This window comes from Terrabacter sp. GCM10028922 (genome assembly GCF_042666095.1).
Classification (GTDB): Bacteria; Actinomycetota; Actinomycetes; order Actinomycetales; family Dermatophilaceae; genus Terrabacter.
In genome coordinates, this window is record NZ_JBHTFG010000002.1 from 220504 (window position 1) to 246850 (window position 26347).

Below are 26347 nucleotides of genomic sequence, written 5' to 3' on the forward strand. Positions count from 1 at the left end.
ATCCCAACGCCTCCGCCATATGATGTCTCAGGACATCGGCGACAGTGGCCCTACGGAAACGTAGGGCCACTGTCGTTGTGTCTGGGCTGTTGTGGCGGCGCCGTGAGATGCGTACCGGTTGGGGTCGTGTCTGCCGTATTGCTACTCGACCGCTGCAAGGAGCTGGAAGAAGGTGGCGAAGGTGCCCAGCACGCCGATGGCGATGAGCACGAGCGCTACTGTCACGGCCTAGCAGGACTCGGACTCCAAGGCCCGGTGACGGTAGATGACGTCCAGCAGGACCCAGGCGATGAGCCAGACGAGGTCGTTCCGGCCCTGGTCCGCGGACCGCTCCGTGTTCTCGGAGTTCACCACTTCGTCCGTTTGACGAATGCTGAACAAGAGTCCCAGGACCGGCCGCAGGCAAGGTGACTCCCGAGACATGCTTGGTTCAAGGCCTCAGCTGGGTTCCGTCTAGGTGGACCGGCTGACCTACGCGACCGGTGTCTGGCTCGGGTCATCGCCTTCGGGATGATGTCCGTGGTCAGCCACGGGCGCTCGGGCGTAGGCCAACGAGAGCGGCGTGGGCGTGGTCCGGGGGTCAGGCGCGACCTGCAGCGGTGCAGCCCCTCGCTAGACGGCGAATGTCCGCAGGTACCCGATTGCCCCGTTGAGGGAGCTTTCCAGTGGAGCGACATCCTTCCAGGTCTGGCACAGCAGCAGACCGCCTTGGAGTGCCCCGAGGAGGGTCATCGCCAGCAGGGCCGTGTCCGCGTCCTGACGCAGCAGCCCGAGGTCTTTCATCTGCTGGACTGCGCCGCGGAAGGCGCGCTCCCACCGCTGGAAGCTCTTGAGCAGCACCTGACGAGTCAGCTCGTCGTCGTCCGCCAGCTCACTGGCAAGCGAACCGAGCGGGCACCCGCCGACGCAGCCGGCGCTTCGTTGGATCTCGACGACGTAGTCGCGCCATGCCTCCCAGCTCTGCCACCCCTCGATGTGAGCGAGATGCGGTTCTTGCCCGTGGAGGATGAGCTCGGCCTGCCGCTCGATCACCGCCCGAACCAGCTCGTTCTTGTCATCGAAGTAGTGGTACACCTGCGATCTGCCGACACCCGCGGCGGCGCAGACGCCTTCGATCGTGGTCCCGGCCACCCCGTCGCCGAGCATCAAGGTGGCGGCCGCGTCCACGATCTTGGCCCGGGTTCGTTCGCCCTTTGCCGTCAGCGAGCGGGCCGGAACGGTCTGAGTCACGCATCCTCCTGGTTTTGGACTCGATATTACATTTTGTCTTCGCTAGGAATGGGTGCGGGCCGTTGGCGGGACCAGCGGCTCCCCAAGCGGCAGCAACCCGTGGACGCCGTGCAGGCGAGGACTGAGACAGAGGTGTGCAGATGAAGGCGATCGTGGTGACGGACCGGGCTGGGGGATTGGCCGCGATGGCGCTGGTGGAGCGGCCCGAGCCAGCGGCAGCGATCAACGACGTCGTCGTTGAAGTTCATGCGTCGGGATTCGTGCCGACCGAGCTGGAGTGGCCCTCGACCTGGACCGATCGCCGTGGCCGTGACCGGGCGCCCTCGAGCCCCGGGCACGAGCTGGCCGGAGTGGTCACTGCTCTGGGCTATGGCACGACCGGGCTGTCGGTGGGGCAGCGGGTGTTCGGCCTGACGGACTGGCATCGCGACGGCACCCTGGCGGAGCTGGTGGCAGTCGAGGCGCGCAACCTCGCGCCCCTGCCGGGCGACGTCGACTTCACGGTCGGTGCGAGCCTGCCGATCTCGGGGCTCACCGCGTGGCAGGGACTGTTCGAGCACGGCCGTCTCCGGGCGGGGGAGAGCGTCCTGGCGCACGGTGCTGCCGGTGCTGTCGGGTCGATGGTGGCGCAGCTGGCCCGTGAGGCCGGTGCCTACGTCATCGGCACCGGACGTGCCGCGGACCGACAGGCGGCGCTCGACTTCGGCGCGCAGGAGTTCCTCGACCTCGACCACGACGCACTGGAAGACGTCGGTGGTGTCGATCTCGTTTTCGATGTCATCGGCGGCGACATCGCGAAGCGGTCCGTGGGCCTCATCCGAGCCGGGGGAACACTGGTGAGCGTCGTCGGTCCGCCAGACGCGCGGCCCGCCGACGGCCGGGCAGTCGACTTCGTCGTCGAGTCTGATCGCGCTCAACTGGGTGAGATCGTCCGGCGGGTCCGTGAGGGGCGCCTGCGGACGAACATCGGCACCGTCGCGAGCCTCGACGATGCCGCCGACGCCCTCAACCCGACCGAGCGACGGACGGGCAAGACGATCATCCGCGTCCGCCCGTAAGGACTCCCGACAGCGATCGGTTCTTCCGGCCCCGAGATGAGTGTCAGCCGCGTCGCGGATGAGCAGCGCTCTCCGGCCGTCCATGCGCACGACATCAAAGGGTTTCAGACCATCAGATGACGTTGACGGCGTCCAGGAAGCGCTGGCTCGGCTATCGGCAGGGGGGCGACCCGGACCACGAGTCGAACCCCCACTGGCACAAGCGGATTCGTGCCCCTCATGCCGTGGGCAGAGCTACGGGCATCGGCGCGCAGAGTCTTGCGGCGAATACGCTGGTTCTCGCCTGTTCGCCTTGCAGTTGGCGCGGCAGGGTGACCGTCATGGGAAGGACCGACCGCTTCGTCGGAGATGGTTGGAGCAGTAGCCGGTCGGGGGACCGGGTGGGGGCGTTGCCGGGGTGGGTTCTGCCCGGGGAGTCGACGGAACCCACTCCGATCCCGACACCGCCACGGATTCTGCATCTGAAGCTCTGGTCGGCATCGGTCGTGCGACTGCACTACAAGCTCATGTCGGTCGGCGACTGACCAGCTCCCAGCGGCAGAACCGGACGGATCGCGGATTGGGCTGCTTTCAGGGGCCCGAGAGCACGACGTCGACCAGCAGGCCGGGGTGATCAGTGGTGCCATGCATGTCGATGACCGAGTGCGATCGCACCTCGGTACCCGGGCTCACCACGACGTTCTGAAGAGCGCCGTCGTCGGTGCGCTGGTAGCCGGTGGGCAGGCATTGCTGTGGGCTGGGTGAGCCGCGAGGCGCGAGGTTGAGATCTGCGCCGAGGATGATCGGGTCGCCGCCGTCCCGGTGGCCGATCCTCGGCACCACTGAGTTCAGCAGGTATCGGCACTGGTTGAGCGCGATAGTCGTGTTGGTGCTGGCCGTGTGCGTGGTGCAGGCAGAGAACCGTGTGGCCAGATGGATGCACACCCAGACGCGGTCCTCGGGGTCGTGGGGATCTTGAACCGGGTAGACGCCGCTGTAGCTGCGGAAGCCACGTGCGGGGGACGAAACCACAACGAGGGTGCCGTCGCCGAACTGCTGGCCGTTCTGACAGCGAACCGGTGCCTGGGTGGGGCGGTCTTTCGCGGCCGTGAACGCCGAGGCGACCGCGGCGCTGGGGAAGGTCGCCGACATCGCCTGCTTGAGGACGCGCAGGTCATCGCGGCAAACCTCGTTGAGGCTGACCATGTCCGGCCGGTGCTGGTGGACCAGTGCCACCGCCATGCTGACAGCACGGCCGCCGGAGTAGCACTCAGCGCGCCCACTGTTGCAGAGGTTCAACTGCAACACGCGCACCGTTGTCTCGTCCGGGCCGATCGTTGGCCGGCTCACGTTGGTTGGGTCGCTCGCCGCGCGATCGGCGGCGCAGCCCCCGAGACAGCCGACGCAGATCACCAGGAAGGATGCTGCGGCGGCAGCCCGCCGCAGGCCGCGGACGAGTTGAACGCGCATACCCACCATCGAACCCGGCGGTCGCGCGGTGAGCAATCGACGCGGCGTGGCGGTGAGTAGCTGGCGCAGCCAGCGGCGACTGCCCCCCGCTCTAGCTGATCGCGTGGCATCTCCGGGGGTGGGTGAGGTGTGTGCTCGCACGCAAGCTTTTGATCTCGAAGGCGCGCTCGACGAAGACGCATCGTGCAGGGGTGCTCATCCCTTCGATTCGCGCGACCTTTGACTTCAAGTACTTGAAGTTCCTACCGTCGATGACGTGAGTGCACCGACGACCCAGCACACGTACACGATCAAGGAAGCTGCAGCGCTGACCGGGCTGCCGGCGAGCACGTTGCGCTACTACGAGTCCATCGGGGTCATCGCGCCGATCAGCCGTGGCGCGAGCAGCAAGCACCGCGTTTACCACCAGGACGACCTCGACCAGCTCATGTGGGTCGCCTGCCTCGCCGCGACCGGCATGTCGATCAGTGACATGCGGCAGTACGTGGCGAACGGGCAGCTCGGTCCCGCTGCCGCGGGCGAGCAGATCGAGCTTCTCGCCGAGCAGGAGCGGCGGCTGGTAGTCGAGGCAGAGCACGTCGCCGTGCGTCAGCGGTACGTCCGGCTGAAGATCGACTACTGGCAGGCGGTCGAGGCGGGCGACAGCGCACGCGCCGAGCTCGTGTCCGACGAAGCCCGCACTCTCGCAGACCGGCTCAAGCGAACCACGCCCCAGTAGACGGCTGCACACTCACGGCGGACCAGCCCTGGTCCGCAGGACCAGGGCGCCTTGTCCCCGCCACCGCAAACGCTCTCCCGAGCATCCCTGCCCACACCACCCAGAGATGAAGGAACACCACATGCGCGTCAACGCGTACGCCGCCCCCGCCGCGGGTCAGCCGCTGGCACCGACCACCATCGAGCGCCGCGACGTCGGACCCAACGACGTCCTCATCCAGATCCAGTACGCCGGCATCTGCCACTCCGACATCCACACCGTCAACGGGGACTGGGGTCCCCAGCCGTTCCCGGTCGTGCCCGGCCACGAGATCGTCGGCGTCGTCACCGAGGTCGGCTCCGGGGTCACCAAGCACCACATCGGCGATCGGGTAGGCGTCGGGTGCATGGTCAACTCCTGCGGCGAGTGCACCAACTGCCGCAACGGTGACGAGCAGTACTGCCTCGACGGCATGGTCCCCACCTACGCCGGCACCGACCGTGATGGCAGCACCACCCAAGGTGGCTACTCGACGCACGTCGTCGTCGATGCCGACTACGTCCTCTCCGTCCCCGCCGGACTCGACGCCTCAGCAGCGGCGCCGCTGCTGTGCGCGGGCATCACCACGTATGCACCGCTGGTCCGCTGGGGCGCCGGGCCCGGCAAGAAGGTCGCGGTCGTCGGGCTCGGGGGACTGGGACACATGGCCGTCAAGATCGCCCACGCGCTGGGCGCCGAGGTCACGGTGCTTTCCCAGTCCCTGAAGAAGCAGGAGGACGGGCTGCGCCTCGGCGCCGACGAGTACTACGCCACGTCCGACCCTGACACGTTCGAGCAGCTCACCGGCCGGTTCGACCTCATCGTCAACACCGTCAGCGCCAGCATCGACGTCGACGCCTACCTCGGACTGTTGGCAGTCGACGGCACGCTCGTCAATGTCGGTGCGCCCGCGGAGCCACTCAGCCTCAACGTGTTCTCCCTCATCGGAGCCCGCCGCTCTTTCGCAGGATCGATGATCGGCGGCATCGGACTCACGCAGGAGATGCTCGAGTTCTGTGCCGAGCACGACATCGGGGCCGAGGTCGAGGTGATCCCGGTCGACCAGGTCAACGAGGCGTACGAGCGCGTCCTCGCCTCCGACGTCCGCTACCGATTCGTCATCGACACCAGCACCCTCGCCTGACCAGCTCGTCAGGAGCGCCCGTCCGACGCATCCGCCGGGCGGGCGCTTCCTCGTGTGGTTCGACCGCGCGCACACCTGCTTCGTATGCCCTGACGCCCCGGCGGGAAGGCCGCAAAGCACGACTCGGGGACGGGTTGCACAGACGACCGTCAATCGGTCGAGGACCGGGACTACTCGGTGCCGTCCGCCGGCAGGCGCTCCGGCAGCCCGAGCCGCGGAAACTGGTCGTCGTGGAACGTGATGATCTCGGTGATCGCCCCGCCGGCGACGCGCAGGACGTCGATGGTCAGGGGTAGATACGCGCCCTCTCGCTTCCGCCAGAGGTAGAAGGCGACGGCGGGCTGGCGGTTCACGGAGGTGAGGACGGCGCGCAGGCGCCCCATGTCCTCGAAGCCGCTCTCGACCCAGTCGTTCACCACCGTGTCGCGACCGACGTAGAGACCCGGCGTCGGCGGCATCGAGCAGCGGACGTCGTCCCGCAGCAGCGCGGCGAGCCCGTCGATGTCCTTGGCCACGCTGGCATCGGTATAGCGGCGCACCAGCTCACGCGTCCCGGCGTCCTGCTCCCTGCCGGTCCAGTCCTGCCGCTCGGTGGCCAGGTGTTCCCGCATCCCTGCGCGGGCCCGCTGCAACGCGCTGTTCACGGAGTTGACGGAGTCCCCGAGAAGCTCCGCAACGTCCTTCGCCGGCCAGCCCAGCACGTCCCGCAGGATCAGCACGGCCCGCGGGCGCGGCGCGAGGTGCTGGACTGCGACCACGTACGCCAGCTCGATCGTCTCCCGCGCGACGGCGACGGTCTCCGGCCCGTCCGCGTCGTCCGCGGGGAGCTCGTCGAGCAGCCGGTCCGGGTAGGGCTGCATCCAGAGCACCTCGCCGCCAGTGGCCGGCTCGGGGCGGCGCCTGGCGAGCAGGTCCAGGCAGGCGTTGGTGGCGATCCGATACAGCCAGGCCCGGAACGTTGACCGCCCCTCGAAGGTCTCCCGTCGCCGCCAAGCACGCAGGAACGTCTCCTGCACGGTGTCCTCGGCGTCCTCGAACGACCCGAGCATCCGGTAGCAGTGCACGTGCAGCTCCCGCCGATGCCGCTCCGCCAGCCGAGAGAACGCCGGCTCGTCGACCTCCCGCAGAGCGCTCTCGTCAAGACCTCTCACGCCCAGCTCCTCCAGTCGCGTGTCCGCACTCATCACGTCATCCTTCCGTCTCGTCGTGTCCCGTCGTAGGTGTGACGGATGCGGGCATGACAACTCATCACTCGGCTCGGCCGACATGGCTGATGCGGCCCACCCGGGCCGGCCACTGCACGACCCCCATCCGCGCGCGGCGGAGACGAACCCCGACCCGGGTCGCGTGGTCCACGCGGGGAGAACGCGGTCGACGCCGAGTGGCACCTCGCGCCACGAGCAGACCACCCCCGCGGTCCCATAGACCGTGTGGGAGGGGCGAGCCGTCGTGTCACAGATTGTGTGGGCGTCACGCTTGGGCAGGCGAGAACCGCTCCCGGTACGACGTCGGAGTAGTTGAGTACGCGGCGACGAAGTTCTGCCGAAACGTCACGACGCTCCTGAAGCCGCAGGCCTCCGCGATGCGGGCCACGGGCCAGGTCGTCGTCTCGAGGAGACGACGCGCTTCGTCGAGACGCCGGGCCAAGACCCAGCGTGCAGGGGTGGTCCCAGTGACCTCGGCGAATCGGCGGGTGAAGTTGCGTCGGCTCATCCGCGCGTGGGCCGCAAGGTCGTCGACCGAGAGCAGCTGGTCGACGTTTCCCAGGGCCCAGTCGAGGGTGGGGCCGAGATGCCCCACCCCGCCGACCTCGGGCATGGGCCGGTCGATGTACTGGGCTTGGTTGCCGTCACGGTGCGGCGCTACGACCAGGTGCCGGGCGACCGCGGCGGCGGCCGTTGAGCCTAGCCGCGTGCGAACGATGTACAGGCAGGCGTCGATCGCGGACGCTGTGCCGGCTGAGGTGAGGATGTCGCCGTGGTCGAGGTAGAGGGCGGCGGGGTTGACTTTCACGGCGGGGCGACGACGTGCGAGTTCGTCGACGACGCTCCAGTGGGTGACGGCGTCGCGGCCGTCGAGCAGCCCGCTGTCCACCACCGGGAAAGCGCCCAGGCACAGACCGGCGACCCGGCCCCCGCGGGCTTGTGCCGCACGGATCTTGCTGCCGAGCGCCTCGTCCGTGGCTGGTAGGTCGGTCGGCCACGAGGGCAGGATCAGGAGGTCAGCGTCATCAACCGCGTCGGGTCCTGCGACGTCCTCGACGCGTGGACCTTCGGCAGTCCGGATGCCGCACCCGTCCTTGGTCCAGACGATCGGGTCCCAGCCGGTGGCGAGGCCCAGCCGGCCGACCTCGCCGAAGACGAGGAGGGGCGCGGCGAGGTGGAACATCGTGATGCCGTCGAAGGCGTACACCGCAATCCGCACGTTTGGCCCGATCTCATCGAAAGTCGTCGTTTGCGCCACTCACGATAGTGCCATCCTCCGGCAAAGGTGGTTTCGAACCGTTCATCCACCCAAGGGAGTAAGCATGACCGCGCCTCGCCGGGCACTCATCGTCGTCGACGTCCAGCAGGAGTACTTCAACGGGGTCCTGGAGATCCAGGCCCCGTCGCGTGAGAGGACGCTCGCCAACATCGTGGCCACCCTGGAAGTGGCCCGGCAGCAGGACCTGCCGGTCGTGGTCGTGCAGCACCAGTTGCCGGAGGGTGCTCCTGTCTTCGCCGTCGGCAGCGACAGCTGGTCGCTGCACCCTGAGGTCGAGCAGCGGGTAGAGCCGTCGTGGAAGCGCGTCACCAAGGACAAGAGCAGTGTCTTCGCTGGTACCGATGTCGCCGCGTGGCTGGCCGAGCAGAACGTCGACACAGTCACGATCGTCGGCTACATGACCAACAACTGTGACCTCGCCACCGCCGTGGGTGCCGAGGAGCTCGGCCTCGCCGCCGAGGTCCTCTCCGACGCCAGTGGCGCCATCCACCTCGCCAACGAAGCGGGCAAGGTCTCGGCCGACCAGCTGCACGAGATCCTCCTCGTTCTGCTGCACTCCAACTTCGCCGCCGTTGCGACTACCGACGCTTGGACTGCGGCCGTTTCTGCTGGCGAAGCCCTCCCCAAGAGCGATCTCGGCACCTCAGCCACGCAGGGTCGCGCCGCCTTCGGTGGCTGACCGAGAAGAGGAGGGAATCCCCCGGGTATGCGGTGACACAGCCCGGAATCCTTCCGTGCTCCACCGCGCCCATCCAACGCCGCGAGACTCTGGTCCAGCAGGCCGGTCGCTCATCGGCACGACCTCACCCAGGAGTCCCAGCTGGAGCCTGCCTGGCGCACACCCCGAGACGGGTTGAGACCCGCTGCTCGAGAGGCCGGCCCGCACTGGCCGGCGTCGACTCAGCATTCGCTGACAATTCAGTGGGCAGCGCACGCTCCGCGGCAGGGGCGCGCGTCGAGCTGCTCGAGTACGGTCTGGCCTGCCAAGGTCACGCGCGCGGGAACCGGGGCCACCGACGACACGGCGTCGTCACGCCGATTGAAGGGCCGAGGTCAATTGCGATCACCCTGTCGGTAGCGGGTGTTGCGGCCTTGTCACCGTTGTGGGGTAGAGGCGCGGGCAGCTGCCTGTTGGCGCCCGATCCTCATGACCGGCGACGCGGTGTCTGGCTGTCGTGGCTCAACCGGCGAGCAGTCATTCGCTCGGATCATCGACTCTTCCCAGAAACAGCGGCGTGCCGTGCTTGAGGTCATGAACGAGGAACAGGAACGGCCGGTCGACGTGGAACGGCTCGGTGACGGGGGCCGAGGTCGAGGAGATCACCACTGCTGTCGCGGCCGCGGCCTCCGTGCCATCCTCGTCGACTGCGACGAAGCCCTCGTGCAGGACTGCGCTGACATACAGGTCCAGGTCCTCCTCGGTCATGGGGCGGAAGTCGGCGGCCTCGGGGTCGAAGGCCGTCCGCATCCCCAGCTGCTGCAGGGCGTCGTTCAGTGCCGATTGGCTCCGGAACGTCCATCTCGGCAATCGAACGTCGAGGATCACGTCCCGTCCGACGGCCGGCACCTCGGCCAAGCCACCCGAGGTCACCTGTTGCTCCACCTGGCGCAGCCGCCCCGGGTCCGGCAGGACCAGCGTCATGGCGACCGAGCGACCGGCGTAGGGCAGCTGTGCGGCCCGCCACCCCTTGCCCCGGGTCATCGCGGTCGCCAGCAGAGGCTGCTGCATCGTGTCGACCTTGATCGTGCTGCCGTCTGAGCGGTGGAACGGCATAGAGCTGGTCGATGACTTCTCGAACGGGTGCTCCCAGGGCGCCTTGAGGTAGAGCGCGTCGACCAGGACGAGGCGAGTCAGCGTGTCCAGAACCCCGGCCGGAATCAGCTCCGGGATTCGGTCGTGCGTGCGGTCTGCAACCCAGGCGTTGATCACCGCTCGGGCCTTCTCCGGCGCGTCCTGGTAGTCGACGGTCCGCAGGCCCGCCCCGTACTCGCGCGCAAGAAGGTCGAGGAAGTCCCGCTCCCACGCGACGCCCTGCTGTCCGTAGAGCTGGTTCGCGCCCTCCAGTGCCAGCTCGGCGCCGGTTTCCGTCGGCGCGGTGCTGGGTCCCGGCCAACCCTTCGAGGTATGCCGTCAAGGCGTTGAGACCGCTGTGGAACAGGGCATCGTCTCGTACACCGAGCACGTGGCGGATCTCGCTGGCCGTACGGCCGGCCGCGCCCGGCAGCGTCATGCCGAGAGCCACCGCGACCGAGTACGGCGACAGAACCAGGTTGCCCTGCTTCGTCGCGAGCTGGCCGTACAGGCCGCCGGCGAGGCCATGTAGCGCGTCGACGACCTGTGGGATGGCGTCCGGTCTCCCCGTCGACCGGGCGAGGTCGGACTTGACCAGCTCGACGTCGCCCGGGTCTCGAGCACGGCCGCCGTCACCACACGCCGCCAGCGACGAGGCGATGGCGGTCAGGACGGCCAGGCGCAGGACGGCCCGTCGTGCGACGACGCTCGTCGGACGCGCACAGGGGCCGTTCTCGGCAGCCACGAAGGCTGGTGGGGCATCGCCGCTCATGCCCTATGAGACACGACAGCCACGCCGAGCGTTGCACGATGATGGGCTTGCGAGTCCTCAGGTGACACTGATCGGCCGGTGACAGGATCGCCACGCACCTCAGAGGATGTAGCCGCTGGAGGCGCTCCAGATCGCGTGGGTGCGGCAGTTGGAGTCGGCGTACTCCTTCGACGTCGACTCGAAGACGGAGTAGAGACGGTTGACCGACGACCCCGCCGAGCTCGGCGCCCACACGATCCCCTCCATCATCGGAAGGGTGTTGTGGCTGGAGCGCGCGCCCGTGGAACGCACCTGCGCCGTCACCTTGCTCAGCTGGTCCCGACCCCACGAGCGGCTGAAGACGAAGTGGCTTCCGGTGACCTGCACGCCCTGGACGATCGTCGGGGTGCTGTAGGACGCATTCGGCGTCAGCGTCACGTAACCGGCGCTGGTGGTGGGGTATCGGCGCATGACGTTGGAGTAGAAGTCGCCGACGAAGAGGCTTCCGCCGTAGTAGTCGACGTAGGAGGCCCGCGTCAGGTTGTTCAGGGTGTAGCGGGCCGCATAGCTCACGGGTCGACGAGTGCCCGCGGGAACGGCTCGAACCCGATCGATCGGAATGCGGTAGATCCGCGCACCGCCGGTGCTGTCGGCGACGTAGAGGTTGCCCCGACCGATGGTGAGACCACCGACGTGCCCGGTCTTGGGAACGCCGCTCAGCTCGATCGTCTTGACCCAGGCTGAGTTCGAACGCCGGTAGACGACGACGCGCGGCACCTCGAGCGCGTCCCGGTGGTACATCGAGACGTAGAGGTAGTCGCCGGTCGCGTCATACGTCATGCCTTGGGGCACCCAGTTGGTGTCCTTGTATGCGCCCAGCGTGTGGCCCGTCCAGTTGTCGAACGGGTCGAGCTTCGGGTCAGCGCAACTGGTGACCTCGGCGAACCCGACCGGATCGGCCGCCGTGGCCGGGGTTGCGGCGACGACGCCGAGCGTCGAGGCGAGTGTCAGTGCGATCGAAGCGGCGGTGGTGCGCAGTCGTGTCCTCACGAGGTTCCCCTGTCGTCGTCGGGAGACCTCTTCCCCCGTGCTCGGAGCCTACCCGCGGAGGTCGACAGCGGGCCGGCAGCATCATCCCGACGTGCTCCAAGCGCTCACGCGGCGTTCGGACTCGATGGACGACGGCTCAGGTCCAACCGCGCCACGTCGCTTCGGTAGCGTGCAACGCATGCCCATCAAACTCGAGAACGTCGGCATCGCCGTGCACGACCTCGAAGCCACGATCGCCTTCTTCACCGATCTCGGGCTGACCCTCCTCGGTCGAGACACTGTGAGTGGCGAGTGGACCGACACCGCCGTGGGCCTCGACGGCAACCACGCCAACATCGCCATGCTCCAGACGCCGGACGGCCACGGTCGCCTCGAGCTCTTCGAGTACATCCACCCCAGCGCCATCGAAACGACGCCCACCCGGCCCAACGAGATCGGCATGCACCGAGTCGCCTTCTCGGTCGACGACATCGACGAAGCCCTCGAGATCGCCGCGAGGCACGGATGCCACCCGCTGCGCGGGGTGGCCACGTACAGGGACGTCTACAAGCTGACGTATGTCCGCGGTCCCAGCGGCATCATCGTGATGCTCGCCCAGGAGCTCAAAGCGAGCTGAGCCGGGCGGCATACCGGGTCTGAACCTGCCGATCGACAGGTCACGGCAGGCTTCGCCGCCGCCCGCTGGCACGGCCTCGCCGACGTCCCAGACGTCAGATGGCGAGGCGGCATCGACCTGAATCCCCTCGACGCCGCTGACCCCGAGACGTGCCGCTGGCTTCTGGCGCTGGTCTGGCCCGAGCACGAGGACCGCCGGGCGCGGCTCGAGGAGGCCTTGGACATCGCGCGCCGCGAGCCGCCCGAGCTCCGGCGGGGCGACCTGCTGCAGGAGCTGCCCGGCCTGGCGGCCGAGGCGCTGACCGCATTGCCCGACGATGGCAGGCTGCTCGTGTTCCTCTCCGCCGTGATCGCCTACCTCGACGTGCCCGGGCGTGAACTGTTCGCCGCCCTGATGCGAGACCTGCTGACTGATCCGCGCCTGCACTGGGTCACCGATGAGCGTCCGCGCGCGCTCCCGGCGGTTACGGCGACCGGACCCGATCGGCGTAGCCGGCCCGTCTCCAAAGACGTGGGCTGTTTGCTCCGCCAGATCCGCGCGGACAGCCGACCCGAGATCGGCATGGGATTTCTGCACATCCGTCCTTTCGACCTCGCCAGGCCTTAGGCTGCGCTCGTTTTGTAGATCCGACAGGGGGGCTTGTGTTTTCGCACGCCAAGGCTCGCATCCGGTTGGCAGCGCTCACTGCCGTGGGAATCGCGGCCACCACCACCGCGGCAACGGCGCCGGCCGCGTGGGCCGTCGACGAGGTCTCGCCTCGGCTCGACTCCATCTCATTCACCTCGCCGGCCAGCGTCACGCCCGGCGATCCCGTCACGATCTCGTACTCGGCCACGGACACCTCATCGAGCGTGTCGATCGTCGCGTCCTTCGTCGACGGGGCGGGCCGCCGGACGGAGTGGGACTTCGGTGACCAGCTGCCGTTGACCGGCGCCGCGTCGACGACCGTTCCCGACGGGCTGGCCAACGTGTCCACCAGGCTCTACTACCTGACCGTCACCGACGAGTCCGGCAATCGCACCCTGTACCGAGCCAACGGGATGTCGTGCACTCCCGACTGCCCCGACGCGACGCACTCGCTCTCGTTCGCCGTCACGCTGGTCGTGACGGGCTCGACGCCCGACGCGGACGCGCCGCTCGTGACATCCGTCTCGCTCGCCGCACCGACCGTCCCCGTCGGGCAGGTCGCGCGCCTCGACCTCGGGCTCGACGAGGCGCATCCGCCGGTGGCGTCAGTGGGGTCGGTGACCCATGCCGTCTTCACCAACGGGAGCTACGCCTTCCGCCTCACCGGCGACGCGGCGGCATACGGCTCCGTGGTTGGGGTGGTCCCGACGTCGGTGCCGAACGGGCCGTACTGGCTCGACTCGATCTACGCCCTGGACCTGCCCGGCAACTTCGCGACGTACCGGGCCTCCGGCGCCGTCGAGGTGGGGCCCCAGGGAAGTGCTGCCGGCCCCGCGTCGCACACGCTTCCGTTCAAGGCGACGACCATCACGGTGACGGGCTCCGCCGTCGACGTCGAGTCGCCCGTGCTCGCCGGCATCGCCTATGCGCAGCGGCCCTCGACGAGCGGTTCGACCGGGACGATCATGTACACGGCTACCGACGAGGCACTCGACACCGTCACCATCCAGTACCGCTGGACGAACGTCGCACAGAGTCCCTACTGGTGGGAACTCGCGGCCACGGCGACGGGCACCGGGGTCGCGTCGGTCCGCGTCCCGAGCGTGAGCACCGGTACGTGGTACGTCGATGCGGTCGTGCTGCGCGACAAGGCGGACAACTACAGCGAATACCGCCGCGACGGTGTGCTGACGTGCAGCCGCTCATGCCCGGCAACGCACACCCTCGACATCGCGGCACTCGATCTCACCATCATCGCTGCACCGACGGCCCCTTCATGGATCGGGGCGACGCCCCTCGACAGGTCGGCTCGTGTGCACTGGGACTCTCCTGGCGACGACGGCAACAGCGCGGTCACCGGGTACACCATCACCGTGTCGCCGGGACGCAAGACGTACACGGTCGGCGGGACAACCCACACCCTCACCGTGCCCGGTCTGACGAACAACACCGCATACAGCTTCGCCGTGCGCGCACGGAACGCCGCCGGCCTCGGCCCGGCGCGTGTCGCCAAGGCAACACCACGTCCGCGGCAGCGGCTCTTCATCACCGGTGACGTCAGCAACGACGGCCGCGCCGACATCATCGGTGTGACCCGGGGCAATGTCGCCTACATCTACCGCGGCAACGGCATCGGTGGCATCAGCGGCGGCACCAAGGTCCGCTCCGGCCTCGGTGACGTGCGCGCGCTGCTGCCCGTCATGGCGAAGCCGGCCGAGAACTTCTTCGGCGGCAACGTCCTCTCGGTCGCCTACACCGGCGAGGACGAGTCGTGGTGGGCCTACAACGGCAACCGGCTCGTCCCGCTCAACTCGATCTCTGCCTCGACGTTCACGACGTACCGGCAGATCGTGACGCCGGGTGACTTCAACGGCAACGCCAAGGCGGATGTGCTGACCGTCGCCGACAACGGCGACATGTACCTCTGGGCCAACAGGGACTGGGCGCGCTTCTGGGGGCCGAAGAAGATCGGCAGCGGGTGGCAGTCCTCCACCGCCGTCGTCGGGGCCGGGGACCTCGACGGCGACCGCCGCAACGACCTCGTGGCCCGCCGGAGCGACGGGACCCTCTGGCTCTATGCCGGCAACGGGTTGGGAGGATTCCGCTACCGGAAGCAGATCGGCACCAGCAAGGGCTGGAATGCGTTCGCCCAGCTCGCCGGCATGGGGGACTTCACGGGCGACGGCCGCAAGGACCTGCTGGCATTGGCCACGAACGGCTACCTCTACGTCTTCAAGGGCACCGGCAAGGGCGGACTCTCGAGCCGGATCCTGGTCTCCACGGGCTTCGGCAGCTTCGTCTGAGGCCAGCCCTCAGACTCCCTGCGCTGCAGTTGGTGATGGCCGGTGAGCGATGGATTTCTGAGCGCTGGCTCGCGAGCGTCGCCTGACCCAGTCCGCGCTCATCGACACGACCGCTCGCGCAGGGGCAAAGTCGGACGCGCCGCCGCCCCTCAACGCGCAGCAGCGGACATTTTGACTTGGCGCTCCCGGCGGACGGCAAGCAGAAGCATGATGGGCTGATGAGCGACGTTGGGCTCGACGGCGATCCGGGATGAAGCGATCGCGTGGGCGCTGGAGCAGCCGGCGACACGGCACTGGGTCTGCGAAGGTCGCAACCGCGAGGAGCTCCACCGACCCTCGCTCTGAACGTCGCGCCTCCCTGAGCAGGCGCCGGGTCGAGGGCACGAGCCCGACGACGAGGACGCGCTCGGCCCCCAGCGCGGCACGTCGGGTTCAGTCGTCTTCCGAGCGAGCGAAACCGAGTGCACCCCAGACCATCAGCACCAGTCCGGCGAGTCCAGCGATGGCGGCGGTCATCACGGCGCCACCGGCCAACGCGTACAGGCCCGCCAGGAGAAGGCCGCCGCCCACGAATGCCATGCCCACGGCATGACGATAGACGCCGGCGCGGAATCCTTCCGGTCTTGGGTGAGCTGTACGTACTGGCGCCGTAGCTGCGGGCACCTCAGCCAGTGGGCCGAAGACGACTGCGCCAAAGATGGCGACCGGCGCGATCAACAGGGCTGGGGCAAGCAGGGCCAGCGTGAACAGTTGAACGACGAGGGCCAGGCCACGAATCGTCGCGTGCCCATTCGATCCAAAGCGCTGAGGTTACTCCGGTGTGATCACGCGGGACGCTGTCCGCTCCGTTGGGTCATTGGCACGCTGCATACGCGCGATGCGGCTTTTCCGGACGTGGCTGCCGCCCCCGCCTCTATGTCGTCCCGGCGTCGAGAATCGCCTGCGCGCTCCGGATGCCCTCCTCGAGGACGGCGTTCGACAGCTTCTTGTCGGACAGCGCCCGGGCCAGCTGCATCGACCCGACAAGCATCGTGAACAGCATGAGTGCAGTGCCGCGTGCCGACTCCGGATCCTCCGGAGCCAGCCGCGTGCCGATCTCGTCCAGGATCGCCTTGGCGCCGGCGGTGTACGCCTTCTTGGTCGCTCCCGTGCACCGCCCCACCTCGTCGAGCAGTGCTGCCGACGGGCAGCCGACGTCGGGGTGGTCCCGGTGTGCGGGGGACAGGTACTCGCGCACGAAGACCTCGAGTCCGGCTCGGCCGCCCGGCAGCGTGCCGAACTCCGACGCCTGTCGGCGGAGCTGGTCCCCGACGACCGTCGCGACGAGATCGTCCTTGGAGTCGAAGTGGGCGTAGAAGGCTCCGTTGGTGAGGCCGGCGTCGGCCATCAAGGTCGCGACGCCGGACCTGTCGAGCCCGTCCTTCTTGAAGCGCCGGCCGGCGGTCTCGATGATCCGCTGCCGCGTCGCCTCCTTGTGCTCCTTGCCGTACCTGGCCACGTGGCACCTCCGGGTTGCCGGCAGTCCCAGCGCCTGCCGCGGACGATTGTATGGCGATCGACATAGAACGGCGTCCACCGCTCCGGGCGTACTCAGACCGCTTCGGGCAGGTACGCCGCGTAGCGCGCACCCACCGGCTGGCTGAGACTGGCGCGCACGTCGCGAGCCAGGTCGTCGGCCAGGATCTCGGAGGCACCGGACTCGATGCCGTCGAGCACCTGACGGACGACGTCCGCGGGACTGGTCTTGGCAGCCTCGACGCCGGCGGCCATGTCCGTGTCGACGTACCCCATGTAGACACCGACGACCTGTACTCCGCGCGGGCGGAGCTGGAGCCGCATCGAGTCGGTGGCACTCCACAACGCAGCCTTCGAGACGCTGTAGCTGCCGCCGAGCGCGATCCAGGAGAGCGCGGACGCGACGTTGACGACCACACCGGAGCGCTCGGTCACACTGTCGGCGAAGGCGGAGGTGACTGCGAGCGGACCGAAGAGGTTCACCTCGAGCTCGCGGCGCAGCTGTGAGGTGTCGTCACCCACGACGGATGCAGCCGTCAAGATGCCGGCATTGTTCACCACGACGCTGACGCCGTCGGCGAGCTCCGCCGCTCGCGCCACCGAGTCGGGGTCTGTGACGTCGAGCTGGAGCGGTACGACGCGCGGGTCGGTCGCGTCGATGGTCTTCGGGTCCCGGGCGGCGGCGTACACCGTGGTCACGCCTCGCTCGAGGAGCTGGTGGACGAACTCGCGTCCGAGACCCCGGTTGGCTCCGGTGACGACTACGGTCCGTGCGGCTAGCTGGGTCATCTGATCTCCTGTTGGGTTGCTGCGTCGGGGGTAGGGGTGTGCAGGTCGGTTGAGGTGGTCGGCGAGGACGCCGAGGGCGTTGCCGAGGCCTTGCTCTAGCAGCTCGTCAGAGAGCTCATGGTCGGCGACGGCGCGGGACAGCTCTCCACTTGCTGGGCGGCTCCACTTGTTCTTCGACTCACCGTACCCTATGGTCTGACGAACGTAATATTATGACCAGCAGGCAAAACGGTTCAAGGAGCTCACCATGACAACGCAGCAGCCAGTGGCACTCGTGACCGGCGCCTCGTCGGGCATCGGCAAGGAGGTCGCCCTCCGCCTCGTCGACGCCGGCTACCAGGTGGTCGGCACGAGCCGCGACGCATCGAAGCTCACTGGGAGCGATGGCCTGACCTTCGTGGACCTCGACGTCTCGAGTGACGCCTCCGTGGCCGCGGCGGTCGAGCACGTGCTGGGGCAGTTCGGCCGGCTGGACGTTCTGGTCAACAACGCCGGCATCGGCTCCGCAGGTGCCGCCGAGGAGCTCACGGTCGCACAGGACCAGAAGGTGATCGACGTCAACGTCCTCGGGGTGGTCCGGATGATGAAGGCCGTCCTGCCGCACATGCGCGCCCGGGGTCGGGGGCGCATCGTGAACGTCTCGTCCATCGCCGGGCTCGTCCCGCAGCCGCACATGGCGACGTACGTCGCGTCCAAGCACGCGCTCGAGGGCTACTCGGAGTCGGTGGACCACGAGGTGCGCGAGCACGGCGTACGCGTGGTGCTCGTCGAGCCCGGGCCGACCTCGACCTCGTTCGACGGCGCCATGGTGCGTCCCGCCGTGCTTCTGCCGGCGTACGCACAGCAGCGGCAGACGTTCGCCGAGGTGATGGCGGACTCGATCAAGGACGGTGACGACCCGGTCACCGTGGCGAAGGTCATCGTGGCGGCGGTCATGGACACCAAGCCGAAGCTCCGATATCCCGCCGGCGTCACGGCCGGTCGCGTGAGCGTCCTGCGCCGCTTCGCCCCAGCACGTGTCTTCGACAAGCAGATCCGCAAGATCAACCGGCTCGCCGGCTGACCCCGGTCCCGCACACCACACCCAGAACGCGATCCGTGTGCTCCGGGGCCCACGGGCCGGGCGTTCGGGGGTGACCATGGGGCGCTACGGTGGCCCACGGCGAGCACCGCAGCCATCTGGGAAGCGGTTGAGCGAGCCTGCTGGGGCGGGCATCGCGCCCTTCGTGCAGGCAGAGCCGCTCGGCCCTCAGTGAAGGTGTCGCCACGTCCCGGGCGGCGCCCCGAGCCATCAGGAGCCCCGTGTCCCGTCGCGCCCCCACCGCCGTCCTCCTCGTCGCCCTGAGCGCCGTCCTCGGCGCCGGCGCGTGCGGCCCGGGCGGTGTCATCCAGCCGGGCACGCGGGTCATCACGTCGGTGGACGCCGCCCGCACGAACAGCACCGACGTCAAGGCCGGGACCGAACGCACGGGTCCCGCTCTTTCAGCGCTGGCGAGCCTGCCGGTGAAGGGCCGCGCCCCGAAGACGCGCTACGCCCGCAGCCAGTTCGGCCCGGCGTGGAGCGACGACGTGACGCTCGACGGCGGGCACAACGGCTGCGACACCCGCTCGGACGTGCTGCGCCGGGACCTGCAGCGCGTGGTGCTCAAGCCGCGGACCCGCGGCTGCGTCCCTGCCTCAGGTGTGCTCGCCGACCCGTACACCGGAACCCGAATCCTGTTCGTGCGCGGGCTTCGCACCTCGAGCGCCGTGCAGGTCGACCACGTCGTCGCGCTCTCCGACGCCTGGCAGAAGGGCGCGCAGAAGCTGACCGCCACCCGGCGCCGGGAGCTCGCCAACGACCCCCTCAACCTCCTGGCGGCAGCCGGGCGCGCCAACATGTCCAAGGGCGACGGTGACGCCGCGACGTGGTTGCCGCCGAACAGGACGTTCCGGTGCGCGTACGTCGCCCGACAGGTCGCAGTGAAGGCCAAGTACGACCTGTGGATGACGGCCGCCGAGAAGGTCGCGGTCGCCAACGTCCTCGCCTCCTGCCCGGGCCAGTCCCTGCCGACGGCGACCGGCAGCGCCGTCCCCGCCCCGCTGCTCTGAGCCGCGCCGTCCGTGGAGGTCCTGACCCGGTGCTTGGCCATGGCCGAACCTGCAGCGCGTGGTGTCAGCGCGGTCCGCCGCTGGTTGGTCCGGGGAGGAAGCCTCGGGTGCGGCGGGTCACCTCGCGGACGAACCAGGGGGCGAGGTCGCGGACACGGCGTGCGATCCAGGGGGCAACATCCGCGACCAGGGTGCGCACCACGTCTCTGCGGCTCGGTGGGTCGCCGGTGCAGGTCAACGACGGAGGGCTGAACGTGAGGCCCTCCTGGATGAGCAGCTCACCGACGAGCCGTGCGAGCCGCCGGTGGCCCAGCTCGGATGGGTGCTGCCGGTCGGTGGCCCAGACCGCACGGGAGTAGATCGCCGGGTGGGCGGCCAGGTCGAGCCGCAGCACGCCGTACGTCTCGTGCACCTCGTCGTAGATCTCGTTGAGGACCTGGATCCGGCGCCGCACCGGGCGGGCCAGCAGCTCTGGCAGGCCCAGGACACGGGTGTGGTCGTGGAACCGCACGGTGATCACAAGAGCGCCCTGGCGGGCCAGCTCACCCGCACAGTGCAGCAGGTCCCGGCGGATCTGCTCGGGGTCCCACGCGGATCGAAACGTGTCGTTGAGGCCGACGACCAGCGAGGCCAGAACAGGGCGGTGGTCAAGCGCGTGGGGGAGCTGCACGCGCCGGACATCGGCCACCGTGGCCCCGGGGACAGCGAGCTTGCAGAAGGAGACGTAGTGGTCAGACGCGATCGCGTCAGCGAGGATCCGGGCCCAGCCGCGCCACCCGTCGGGCGCCGGGTCTCCCACGCCGCACGAGGCCGAGTCGCCCAGCGCGGCGAACCGGATGTAGTCGCGGGCACCGTGCTGCGGCGTCGGTGGCGACCCGTCGCCGGGCCGCACTGCCTGGTACTCGTCCATGCGTTCACCTCGTCGCTGCCGGATCTCTGGTACCAGAGTCGTCGGGCGGCGGCATCGCAACATCGTGGAAGGTACGTAGATCGGTACGTAATTCAGCCGTCGGGGGTAGCACAGCATCGACGTGCCCTGGCCGTCGATGGAGGGTCAGCGTTCGTAGAGCGTCACGACGGCGGCTCCACCGAGGCCGATGTTGTGCTGGAGCGCGACGCGCGCGCCCTCGACCTGACGGCGGCCGGCCTGCCCCCGCAGCTGCCACACCAGCTCGGCGCACTGCGCGAGTCCGGTCGCTCCGAGCGGGTGGCCCTTGGACAGCAGGCCGCCGGAGGGGTTGGTGACGACGCGGCCACCGTACGTGTTGTCACCCTGGACGACGAACCGCTCCGCCGTGCCCTCCGGGGTGAGCCCGAGCGCCTCGTAGGTGATCAGCTCGTTGGCGGTGAAGCAGTCGTGCAGCTCGACGACGGGCACGTCGAGGGGGTCGACACCCGACTGTTCGTAGACGCTCGTGGCCGCGCGTGCGGTCATGTCGTAGCCGACGAGGCGCGTGAGGTCGCTCGGGTCGAAGGAGGACTCCGAATCAGTCGTCATCGCCTGGGCTCGGATGCCCACGGCCGGGCCGCCGCTCCGTCCGGCGTGCCGGGCAGCGAACGGGCGGGAGGCGACGACGACCGCCGCCGCGCCGCAGCTCGGGGGACAGCACTGCAGGCGAGTCAACGGCCCGAAGACGTCACCGGAGCCGAGTACCTGCTCGACCGTGACCGGTTCGCGAAAGACGGCATACGGGTCGTCGGCGGCGTGGCGTCGCGACTTCACCGAGATCGCGGCGAACGTCTCGGGCGACGTCCCGTAACGATCGGCGTAGTGCCGACCGGCGCCGCCGAAGTACTGTGCCGCGACGGGTACGCCCTCATGAGCCCCCTGCGCCTCGTGCGCCACGGCGGCGAAGCGACCGAGCGGGTCGGGACGGTCGTCCCACTGTGAGCGCAGCGCCCCACGCTGCATCTGCTCGAAGCCGAACGCCAGCACGCACTCAGCCGCGCCACTCGAAACTGCCTGTCGTGCAAGGAAAAGCGCCGAGGAGCCTGACGAGCAGTTGTTGTTGACGTTGATGATCGGGATCCCGGTGACCCCCACGCGGTACAGAGCCCGTTGCCCGGACGTCGAGTCGCCGTAGACATAGCTGGCGTACGCCTGCTGCACGTCCTCCAGGACGATCCCCGCGTCGGCGAGCGCGGCGCGTACGGCGCCTTCCGCCATGACGTCGTAGGGCTCGCTCAGGCGCGGCGTCGTGAAGGGCACCATCCCGACTCCTGCGACGACGGCGTCCACGTCAGCCCATCAGCCGGGGCAGCAGCCAGGCCGACTCGGTTCGCAGCCGATCAGCCGCCCCGGCGTCGCCGGCGAGGTGACGCATCAGGCAGTTCTCGAAGAGGCCGTCGAAGACGCTGTATGCCGTGGCCTGGAGCACCGCGGGCGTGGTGTCCGCGAGCTCCGCGTGCCGTGCGACGACCCGCCAGATCATCTCCTCGAGCTGGCGGTCGAGATCGTTGACCGTCGGCTGCAGCGGCTGCTCGAACATCGCCTGGGCACGCAGGTCGTACCAGAGACGGTGCATCGCCGTGTCCTCGAGCATCGTGGCCACGAGGGTGTCGGCGAACTGCTCCGTGAGGGCCGGTGCGTCGAGGGCGGTGGCCACGATCTCGTCGTAGCGGGTGACGCAGTGCTCCTTGTAGCGACGCACGCAGTAGGTGATCAGCTCGTTCTTGTCGCGGAAGTAGTAGTGCAGGACGCCGTGCGAGAAGTCGGTCTTCTGCGCGATCTCCCGCAGGCTGGTGCGGGCGTAGCCGAGCTCACCGAGGGTCGCGAGTGCGGCGTCGGCGAGCTGCGCACGACGGGTCTCGAACTTGTCGACGCCGGCACGGTCGAAGCGGTCGAGCTCCGGTCGGCCGGCTCGCGAGCCGGCCTGCTTGGTGGCGCCCTGGGTCATGAGGTCCTCCTTCGCGCGGTCGGGGAGCGGATCCCTCGGAGCCTAACGACCACCAGCCCGAGGACATGGGACGTCGCACCGAGGTCGCTCTGGACGAGTGTCAAGGATTTTCCGGACAGATGTCAAGAAGAGTCTTGACAAGTGTCAAGACGCGGGTCGACGCTGAGCCACACCTCGACCCGCTCACGCCGGGTCGCCCCTGCTGGCAAAGGAGCCCGCCATGACCTCGATCGACCTCACCGGCCGAACGGCCCTCGTCACCGGAGGAGCCCAGGGGCTCGGAGAGGGCATGGCGGCGGCGCTTGCCGCGGCCGGAGCCCGGGTCATGATCGGTGACGTGCAGGAGTCGGGCTCCGACACCGCCGCCGCGCTCGGCGACGGTCACGGCTTCGTCCGGCTCGACGTGACCGACGACGCGAGCTGGGAGGGCGCAGTCACGCAGACCGTCGAGCAGCTCGGCGGCCTGGACATCCTCGTCAACAACGCCGGCATCGAGATCACCAGCCTCCTCACCGAGGTGAGCGCGGACGACGTACGCCGCATGCTCGAGGTGAACCTCCTCGGAACCACTCTCGGCCTCAAGCACGGCCTGCGCACCATGCGTCCCGGAGGTGCGGCCGGCAAGGGCGGCAGCATCACCAACGTCGCCTCCGTCGCCGCGACCATCGCCTTTCCGGGCATCGCCGTCTACTCGGCCACGAAGTCCGGCGTCGACCGCCTCACCCGGGTCGCCGCCATGGAGTCGGGCAAGCTCGGCTACGGCGTCCGCGTCAACTGCATCTATCCCGGGCTCGTCCCGACCGCCATGGGCGCCGGCCTGGCCAACGACGTCGCGCAGCTCGGCCTCTTCCCGTCGCCCGAGGCCGCCGTCGAGGCCGTCGTCGGCCTGACCCCGTCGGGCCGGCTCGGCCAGGTCGACGACATGGCCGACGCCGTCGTCTTCCTCTCCTCCGACGCCGCGAAGTTCATCACCGGCGCCGGCCTGCCCGTCGACGGCGGGATGGGGATGTGAGCCGGGCAGCGCGACGACGCACGCGGCATACCTCATCGACGACACGCACCTCCACCTCCAGCCACACCCCGCCCCAGCGAAAGGCCCTGTCATGAGCGACAAGCCCGTCATCGTCTACGGCGCCTCCGGTTACACCGGTCGCCTCGTCTGCGAGTACCTCCGCGAGTTCAACGTCCCCTTCCTCGCCGCCGGCCGCGACGAGGAAAGGCTCGGGTCCGCGATGGAGCGCAACGTCGCCGGCATCGAGACGGCACAGTACGAGGTCGCGACGACCGAGCACACGGTCGACGCACTGGCCAAGCTCTTCTCCGGCGCGTCGGCCGTGTGCAACACGGTCGGCCCGTTCGCGCGCTACGGCCCCGAGGTCGTCGAGGCCTGCCTCGCCGCGGGCGTGCACTACCTCGACACCACCGGCGAGCAGGACTGGATGATCACCTGCGACGAGAAGTACGGCGCCGACTTCGCCGCGGCCGGGCTGCTGCTCGCACCGGGTGTCGCTCAGATGTACACGACCGGGGAGATCGCCGCCCAGGTCTGCCTCGAACAGCCGGGTCTCGACACGCTCGACATCGCCGTCTTCTGGGGCGGGAGCCCGACGATCGCCTCGACCCAGACGATCCTCGTCAACGCGGCGATGTCGACCGCTCACTACCTCGAGCAGAACACCTACCAGCCGTGGGACCCCGAGGCCGGCCTCTACCAGCTGTCCATCCCGGGCCAGCACGAGCTCGCCCTGGCGTTGCCGTGGGGCGGCACGTCGCACCCGGTCTGGTTCCGGAACGACCCCCGCGTCGCCAACGTCCGCGCCCTCGGCGGCGTCTTCAACAAGCCGCTCATGCTGGGCGTGCCACAGATCGTCGCGGCGGCGCTCGAGGCGACCAAGGACATGGACACCGACGCGAAGTACGCGGCGCTCGACGCCACCGCCGCGCAGGTCATGAACCAGATGCCGCCGCGCGAGAACCCCCGCCTCAACAAGTCCCTCGACTCGGTGCACGCGTCGGGCCCCCTCGGCAGGGCGCACTGCGTCATCCACGGCAACAGCAACTACAAGCAGACCGGACTCCTCCAGGCGTATGCCGCGTACTCCCTTCTGCAGCAACCGCCCCGGCGCGTCGGCTTCGCCTCCGGCTGCCAGGCGTTCGGCCACCGGGAGCTCCTGGGCGTCCTCCGATCGTTCGGCCTCGTCATGGAGCCGGTCCTCACCGTCGAGCGCTGAGCAGTGCGCATCGTCGACTTTCTCGACAAGGGCGCGTCGCTCCGACCCGACGCGCCGTGCCTGACGACCGACGGCGAGACGATGACGTATGCCGCCGTGCAGCGTCTGTCCGTCGACGTCGCCGCCGCTCTGGCCGGCAGCGGCGTCGGCCCGGGCGACAAGGTGGCGGTCCTGTCGGCCAACGACCCGATCGCGTTCACCTGTGTCTTCGGGATCAGCCGCGCCGGTGCGATCTGGTGTCCGATCAACCCGCGCAACGAGGCGAGCGAGAACGCCGAGCTGCTCGAGCTGTTCGACTGCTCCGTCCTCATCTACCAGGCGTCGTTCGAGCCACTGGTGCAGCGGATCAGGCCTGTTCTCAGCAAGATCCACACGTGGGTGTGCCTCGACGGCGGTGGTGACAGTGACCTTGCGATCGGCTGGGAGCAGTTCCTGGCCCGGGGTGCGCGGCTCGACGTCGAGCGTGACCCGGTCGACGACCTCGCCATGATCGTGGGCACCGGGGGCACGACCGGGCGGCCGAAGGGCGTCATGCTCACGGGGACGAACCTCGAGACGATGACCGCGCTGACGCTGATGGGGTATCCGTTCGACGGCCGGCCGGTCTACCTCGCCCTTGCGCCGCTCACGCACGCAGCCGGAGTGCTGTGCTTCCCGATCCTCTGCCTCGGCGGCGAGATCGTCATCATGCGAGCCCCCGACGTCGGAGGCTTCCTGCGGCACGTCGAGCGGCACGCCGTGACGCACACGTTCCTGCCACCCACCCTGATCTACATGGTCCTTGGGCACGAGGCGCTCGACGCGACGGATCTCTCCTCGCTGCAGTGCCTGTGGTACGGCGCGGCCCCGATGTCGGCTGCGCGGCTCGACGAGGCGCTGACGCGGATCGGACCTGTCATGGCGCAGCTCTTCGGGCAGACCGAGGCGCCCATGATGATCTCGATGCTGCCGCCGAAGGACCACTTCAGGGCCGACGGGTCCGTGGCGACCGAGCGACTGTCGTCAGCGGGCCGCCCGGCACCGCTCGTCACGGTCGGCATCATGGACCTCGACGGCAGGCTCCTGGGGAGAGGGGAGCGGGGCGAGATAGTCGTCCGCTCGTCACTGGTCACTCCGGGCTACTACAAGAACCCTGCTGCGACACAAGAGGTCTCGTTGCACGGCTGGCACCACACCGGTGACGTCGGCTACCTCGACGAGCACGGCTACCTGTTCGTCGTCGACCGGGCCAAGGACATGATCATCACCGGTGGCTACAACGTCTACTCGACGGAGGTCGAGCAGGCCCTGATGCAGCACCCGGACATCCAGGACTGTGCCGTCATCGGCATCGCCGACGAGAAGTGGGGCGAACGGGTCGAGGCCGTCGTGCAGCCGCTGCCCGGGCGCACGGTCGACCCGGACGGCCTGATCGGGTTCGTCAAGGAACGGGTCGGGTCGGTCAAGGCCCCCAAGGCGGTGCATGTGTGGACCGACCTGCCCAGGTCGAAGGTCGGCAAGGTCCTCAAGGCCGACATCCGCACCTGCCTGGCCGAGACCGACTGACCGCGGGCCTTGTTCCCTGGCCGCCGGCGCTGTCCGCCG

Annotated in this window: 24 protein-coding genes and 2 pseudogenes; 12 read left to right on the forward strand and 14 right to left on the reverse strand. The window is 69.0% G+C overall.

The features are described from left to right. Window positions 1-228: 228 nt before the first annotated feature. Entirely contained in the window at window positions 229-351 is a 123-nt protein-coding gene (locus ACFQU3_RS02455; RefSeq protein ID WP_385905959.1) for a hypothetical protein, read from the reverse strand. A gap of 261 nt (window positions 352-612) precedes the next feature. Continuing rightward, window positions 613-1230: a TetR/AcrR family transcriptional regulator gene (locus ACFQU3_RS02460; RefSeq protein WP_385905962.1), complete on the reverse strand. Its 618-nt coding sequence runs from the start codon at window positions 1228-1230 to the stop codon at window positions 613-615. Window positions 1231-1370: 140 nt separating this feature from the next. On the opposite strand from ACFQU3_RS02460, the gene ACFQU3_RS02465 reads away from it, so the two are divergent. Further along, window positions 1371-2288: an NADP-dependent oxidoreductase gene (locus ACFQU3_RS02465; RefSeq protein ID WP_385905964.1), complete on the forward strand. Its 918-nt coding sequence runs from the start codon at window positions 1371-1373 to the stop codon at window positions 2286-2288. A gap of 570 nt (window positions 2289-2858) precedes the next feature. Here the strand turns inward: ACFQU3_RS02465 and ACFQU3_RS02470 are convergent. Continuing rightward, window positions 2859-3737, reverse strand: coding sequence for an endonuclease/exonuclease/phosphatase family protein (locus tag ACFQU3_RS02470; protein ID WP_385905967.1), 879 nt, complete (start codon window positions 3735-3737; stop codon window positions 2859-2861). Between the two features lie 256 nt (window positions 3738-3993). Between ACFQU3_RS02470 and ACFQU3_RS02475 the strand changes: the two genes are divergently transcribed. Together ACFQU3_RS02475 and ACFQU3_RS02480 are read left to right on the forward strand one after the other, a co-directional pair. After that, on the forward strand, window positions 3994-4455 hold the full coding sequence (locus ACFQU3_RS02475; RefSeq protein ID WP_385905970.1) for a MerR family transcriptional regulator: 462 nt from the start codon (window positions 3994-3996) through the stop codon (window positions 4453-4455). 121 nt (window positions 4456-4576) lie between these two features. Further along, window positions 4577-5617, forward strand: coding sequence for an NAD(P)-dependent alcohol dehydrogenase (locus tag ACFQU3_RS02480; protein ID WP_385905973.1), 1041 nt, complete (start codon window positions 4577-4579; stop codon window positions 5615-5617). Between the two features lie 170 nt (window positions 5618-5787). Here the strand turns inward: ACFQU3_RS02480 and ACFQU3_RS02485 are convergent, their stop codons facing one another. Beyond that, window positions 5788-6801, reverse strand: coding sequence for an RNA polymerase subunit sigma-70 (locus tag ACFQU3_RS02485; protein WP_385905976.1), 1014 nt, complete (start codon window positions 6799-6801; stop codon window positions 5788-5790). A gap of 286 nt (window positions 6802-7087) precedes the next feature. Continuing rightward, entirely contained in the window at window positions 7088-8029 is a 942-nt protein-coding gene (locus ACFQU3_RS02490; protein ID WP_385905979.1) for a GlxA family transcriptional regulator, read from the reverse strand. Between the two features lie 115 nt (window positions 8030-8144). Between ACFQU3_RS02490 and ACFQU3_RS02495 the strand changes: the two genes are divergently transcribed. Continuing rightward, entirely contained in the window at window positions 8145-8780 is a 636-nt protein-coding gene (locus ACFQU3_RS02495; protein ID WP_385905982.1) for an isochorismatase family protein, read from the forward strand. Window positions 8781-9296: 516 nt separating this feature from the next. Here ACFQU3_RS02495 and ACFQU3_RS02500 read toward each other — a convergent pair. The 3 genes and pseudogenes from ACFQU3_RS02500 to ACFQU3_RS02510 form a co-directional block, all read right to left on the reverse strand. Further along, a complete protein-coding gene (locus tag ACFQU3_RS02500) occupies window positions 9297-10172 on the reverse strand; it encodes a serpin family protein (protein WP_385906598.1) in 876 nt (291 codons plus the stop codon). Between the two features lie 55 nt (window positions 10173-10227). Continuing rightward, window positions 10228-10665 (reverse strand): annotated as a pseudogene (locus tag ACFQU3_RS02505) (serpin family protein); the annotation flags it as partial. 99 nt (window positions 10666-10764) lie between these two features. Next, window positions 10765-11694 carry a hypothetical protein gene (locus ACFQU3_RS02510; protein ID WP_385905985.1) on the reverse strand — a complete coding sequence of 310 codons (930 nt, stop codon included), beginning with the start codon at window positions 11692-11694 and terminating at the stop codon, window positions 10765-10767. A gap of 178 nt (window positions 11695-11872) precedes the next feature. Here ACFQU3_RS02510 and ACFQU3_RS02515 point away from each other — a divergent pair, with 178 nt between their 5' ends. From ACFQU3_RS02515 to ACFQU3_RS02525, 3 genes and pseudogenes are all read left to right on the forward strand, one after another. Further along, a complete protein-coding gene (locus ACFQU3_RS02515; protein ID WP_385905988.1) occupies window positions 11873-12310 on the forward strand; it encodes a VOC family protein in 438 nt (145 codons plus the stop codon). Window positions 12311-12385: 75 nt separating this feature from the next. After that, window positions 12386-12916: pseudogene (locus ACFQU3_RS02520) on the forward strand (DUF2332 family protein); the annotation flags it as partial. Between the two features lie 35 nt (window positions 12917-12951). Next, window positions 12952-15240, forward strand: coding sequence for an FG-GAP-like repeat-containing protein (locus ACFQU3_RS02525; RefSeq protein ID WP_385905991.1), 2289 nt, complete (start codon window positions 12952-12954; stop codon window positions 15238-15240). A gap of 432 nt (window positions 15241-15672) precedes the next feature. On the opposite strand, the gene ACFQU3_RS02530 is transcribed toward ACFQU3_RS02525, so the two are convergent. The 3 genes from ACFQU3_RS02530 to ACFQU3_RS02540 form a co-directional block, all read right to left on the reverse strand. Further along, a complete protein-coding gene (locus tag ACFQU3_RS02530) occupies window positions 15673-15825 on the reverse strand; it encodes a hypothetical protein (protein ID WP_385905994.1) in 153 nt (50 codons plus the stop codon). Window positions 15826-16153: 328 nt separating this feature from the next. Further along, window positions 16154-16738 carry a TetR/AcrR family transcriptional regulator gene (locus ACFQU3_RS02535; RefSeq protein ID WP_385905996.1) on the reverse strand — a complete coding sequence of 195 codons (585 nt, stop codon included), beginning with the start codon at window positions 16736-16738 and terminating at the stop codon, window positions 16154-16156. A 92-nt stretch (window positions 16739-16830) separates the two neighbouring features. Then, window positions 16831-17544 (reverse strand): SDR family oxidoreductase, encoded by a 714-nt coding sequence (locus ACFQU3_RS02540; RefSeq protein WP_385905999.1) that lies wholly within the window; start codon window positions 17542-17544, stop codon window positions 16831-16833. Between the two features lie 247 nt (window positions 17545-17791). On the opposite strand from ACFQU3_RS02540, the gene ACFQU3_RS02545 reads away from it, so the two are divergent. Both ACFQU3_RS02545 and ACFQU3_RS02550 read left to right on the forward strand, forming a co-directional pair. Then, window positions 17792-18607 (forward strand): oxidoreductase, encoded by an 816-nt coding sequence (locus ACFQU3_RS02545; protein WP_385906002.1) that lies wholly within the window; start codon window positions 17792-17794, stop codon window positions 18605-18607. A 239-nt stretch (window positions 18608-18846) separates the two neighbouring features. Further along, window positions 18847-19635 (forward strand): HNH endonuclease family protein, encoded by a 789-nt coding sequence (locus ACFQU3_RS02550; protein ID WP_385906005.1) that lies wholly within the window; start codon window positions 18847-18849, stop codon window positions 19633-19635. Between the two features lie 64 nt (window positions 19636-19699). On the opposite strand, the gene ACFQU3_RS02555 is transcribed toward ACFQU3_RS02550, so the two are convergent. The 3 genes from ACFQU3_RS02555 to ACFQU3_RS02565 form a co-directional block, all read right to left on the reverse strand. Continuing rightward, window positions 19700-20545: an SGNH/GDSL hydrolase family protein gene (locus ACFQU3_RS02555; protein WP_385906008.1), complete on the reverse strand. Its 846-nt coding sequence runs from the start codon at window positions 20543-20545 to the stop codon at window positions 19700-19702. 144 nt (window positions 20546-20689) lie between these two features. Next, entirely contained in the window at window positions 20690-21874 is a 1185-nt protein-coding gene (locus ACFQU3_RS02560; RefSeq protein WP_385906010.1) for a lipid-transfer protein, read from the reverse strand. A gap of 1 nt (window position 21875) precedes the next feature. Continuing rightward, a complete protein-coding gene (locus ACFQU3_RS02565) occupies window positions 21876-22532 on the reverse strand; it encodes a TetR/AcrR family transcriptional regulator (RefSeq protein ID WP_385906013.1) in 657 nt (218 codons plus the stop codon). Window positions 22533-22752: 220 nt separating this feature from the next. On the opposite strand from ACFQU3_RS02565, the gene ACFQU3_RS02570 reads away from it, so the two are divergent. The 3 genes from ACFQU3_RS02570 to ACFQU3_RS02580 all read left to right on the forward strand — a co-directional run bounded on the left by ACFQU3_RS02570 (window position 22753) and on the right by ACFQU3_RS02580 (window position 26308). Beyond that, on the forward strand, window positions 22753-23544 hold the full coding sequence (locus ACFQU3_RS02570; RefSeq protein ID WP_385906015.1) for an SDR family NAD(P)-dependent oxidoreductase: 792 nt from the start codon (window positions 22753-22755) through the stop codon (window positions 23542-23544). A 91-nt stretch (window positions 23545-23635) separates the two neighbouring features. After that, window positions 23636-24763: a DUF5938 domain-containing protein gene (locus ACFQU3_RS02575; protein ID WP_385906018.1), complete on the forward strand. Its 1128-nt coding sequence runs from the start codon at window positions 23636-23638 to the stop codon at window positions 24761-24763. A gap of 3 nt (window positions 24764-24766) precedes the next feature. Next, complete coding sequence (locus ACFQU3_RS02580; RefSeq protein ID WP_385906021.1) at window positions 24767-26308, forward strand: AMP-binding protein; 1542 nt, start codon at window positions 24767-24769, stop codon at window positions 26306-26308. The last annotated feature ends 39 nt before the right edge of the window (window positions 26309-26347 follow it).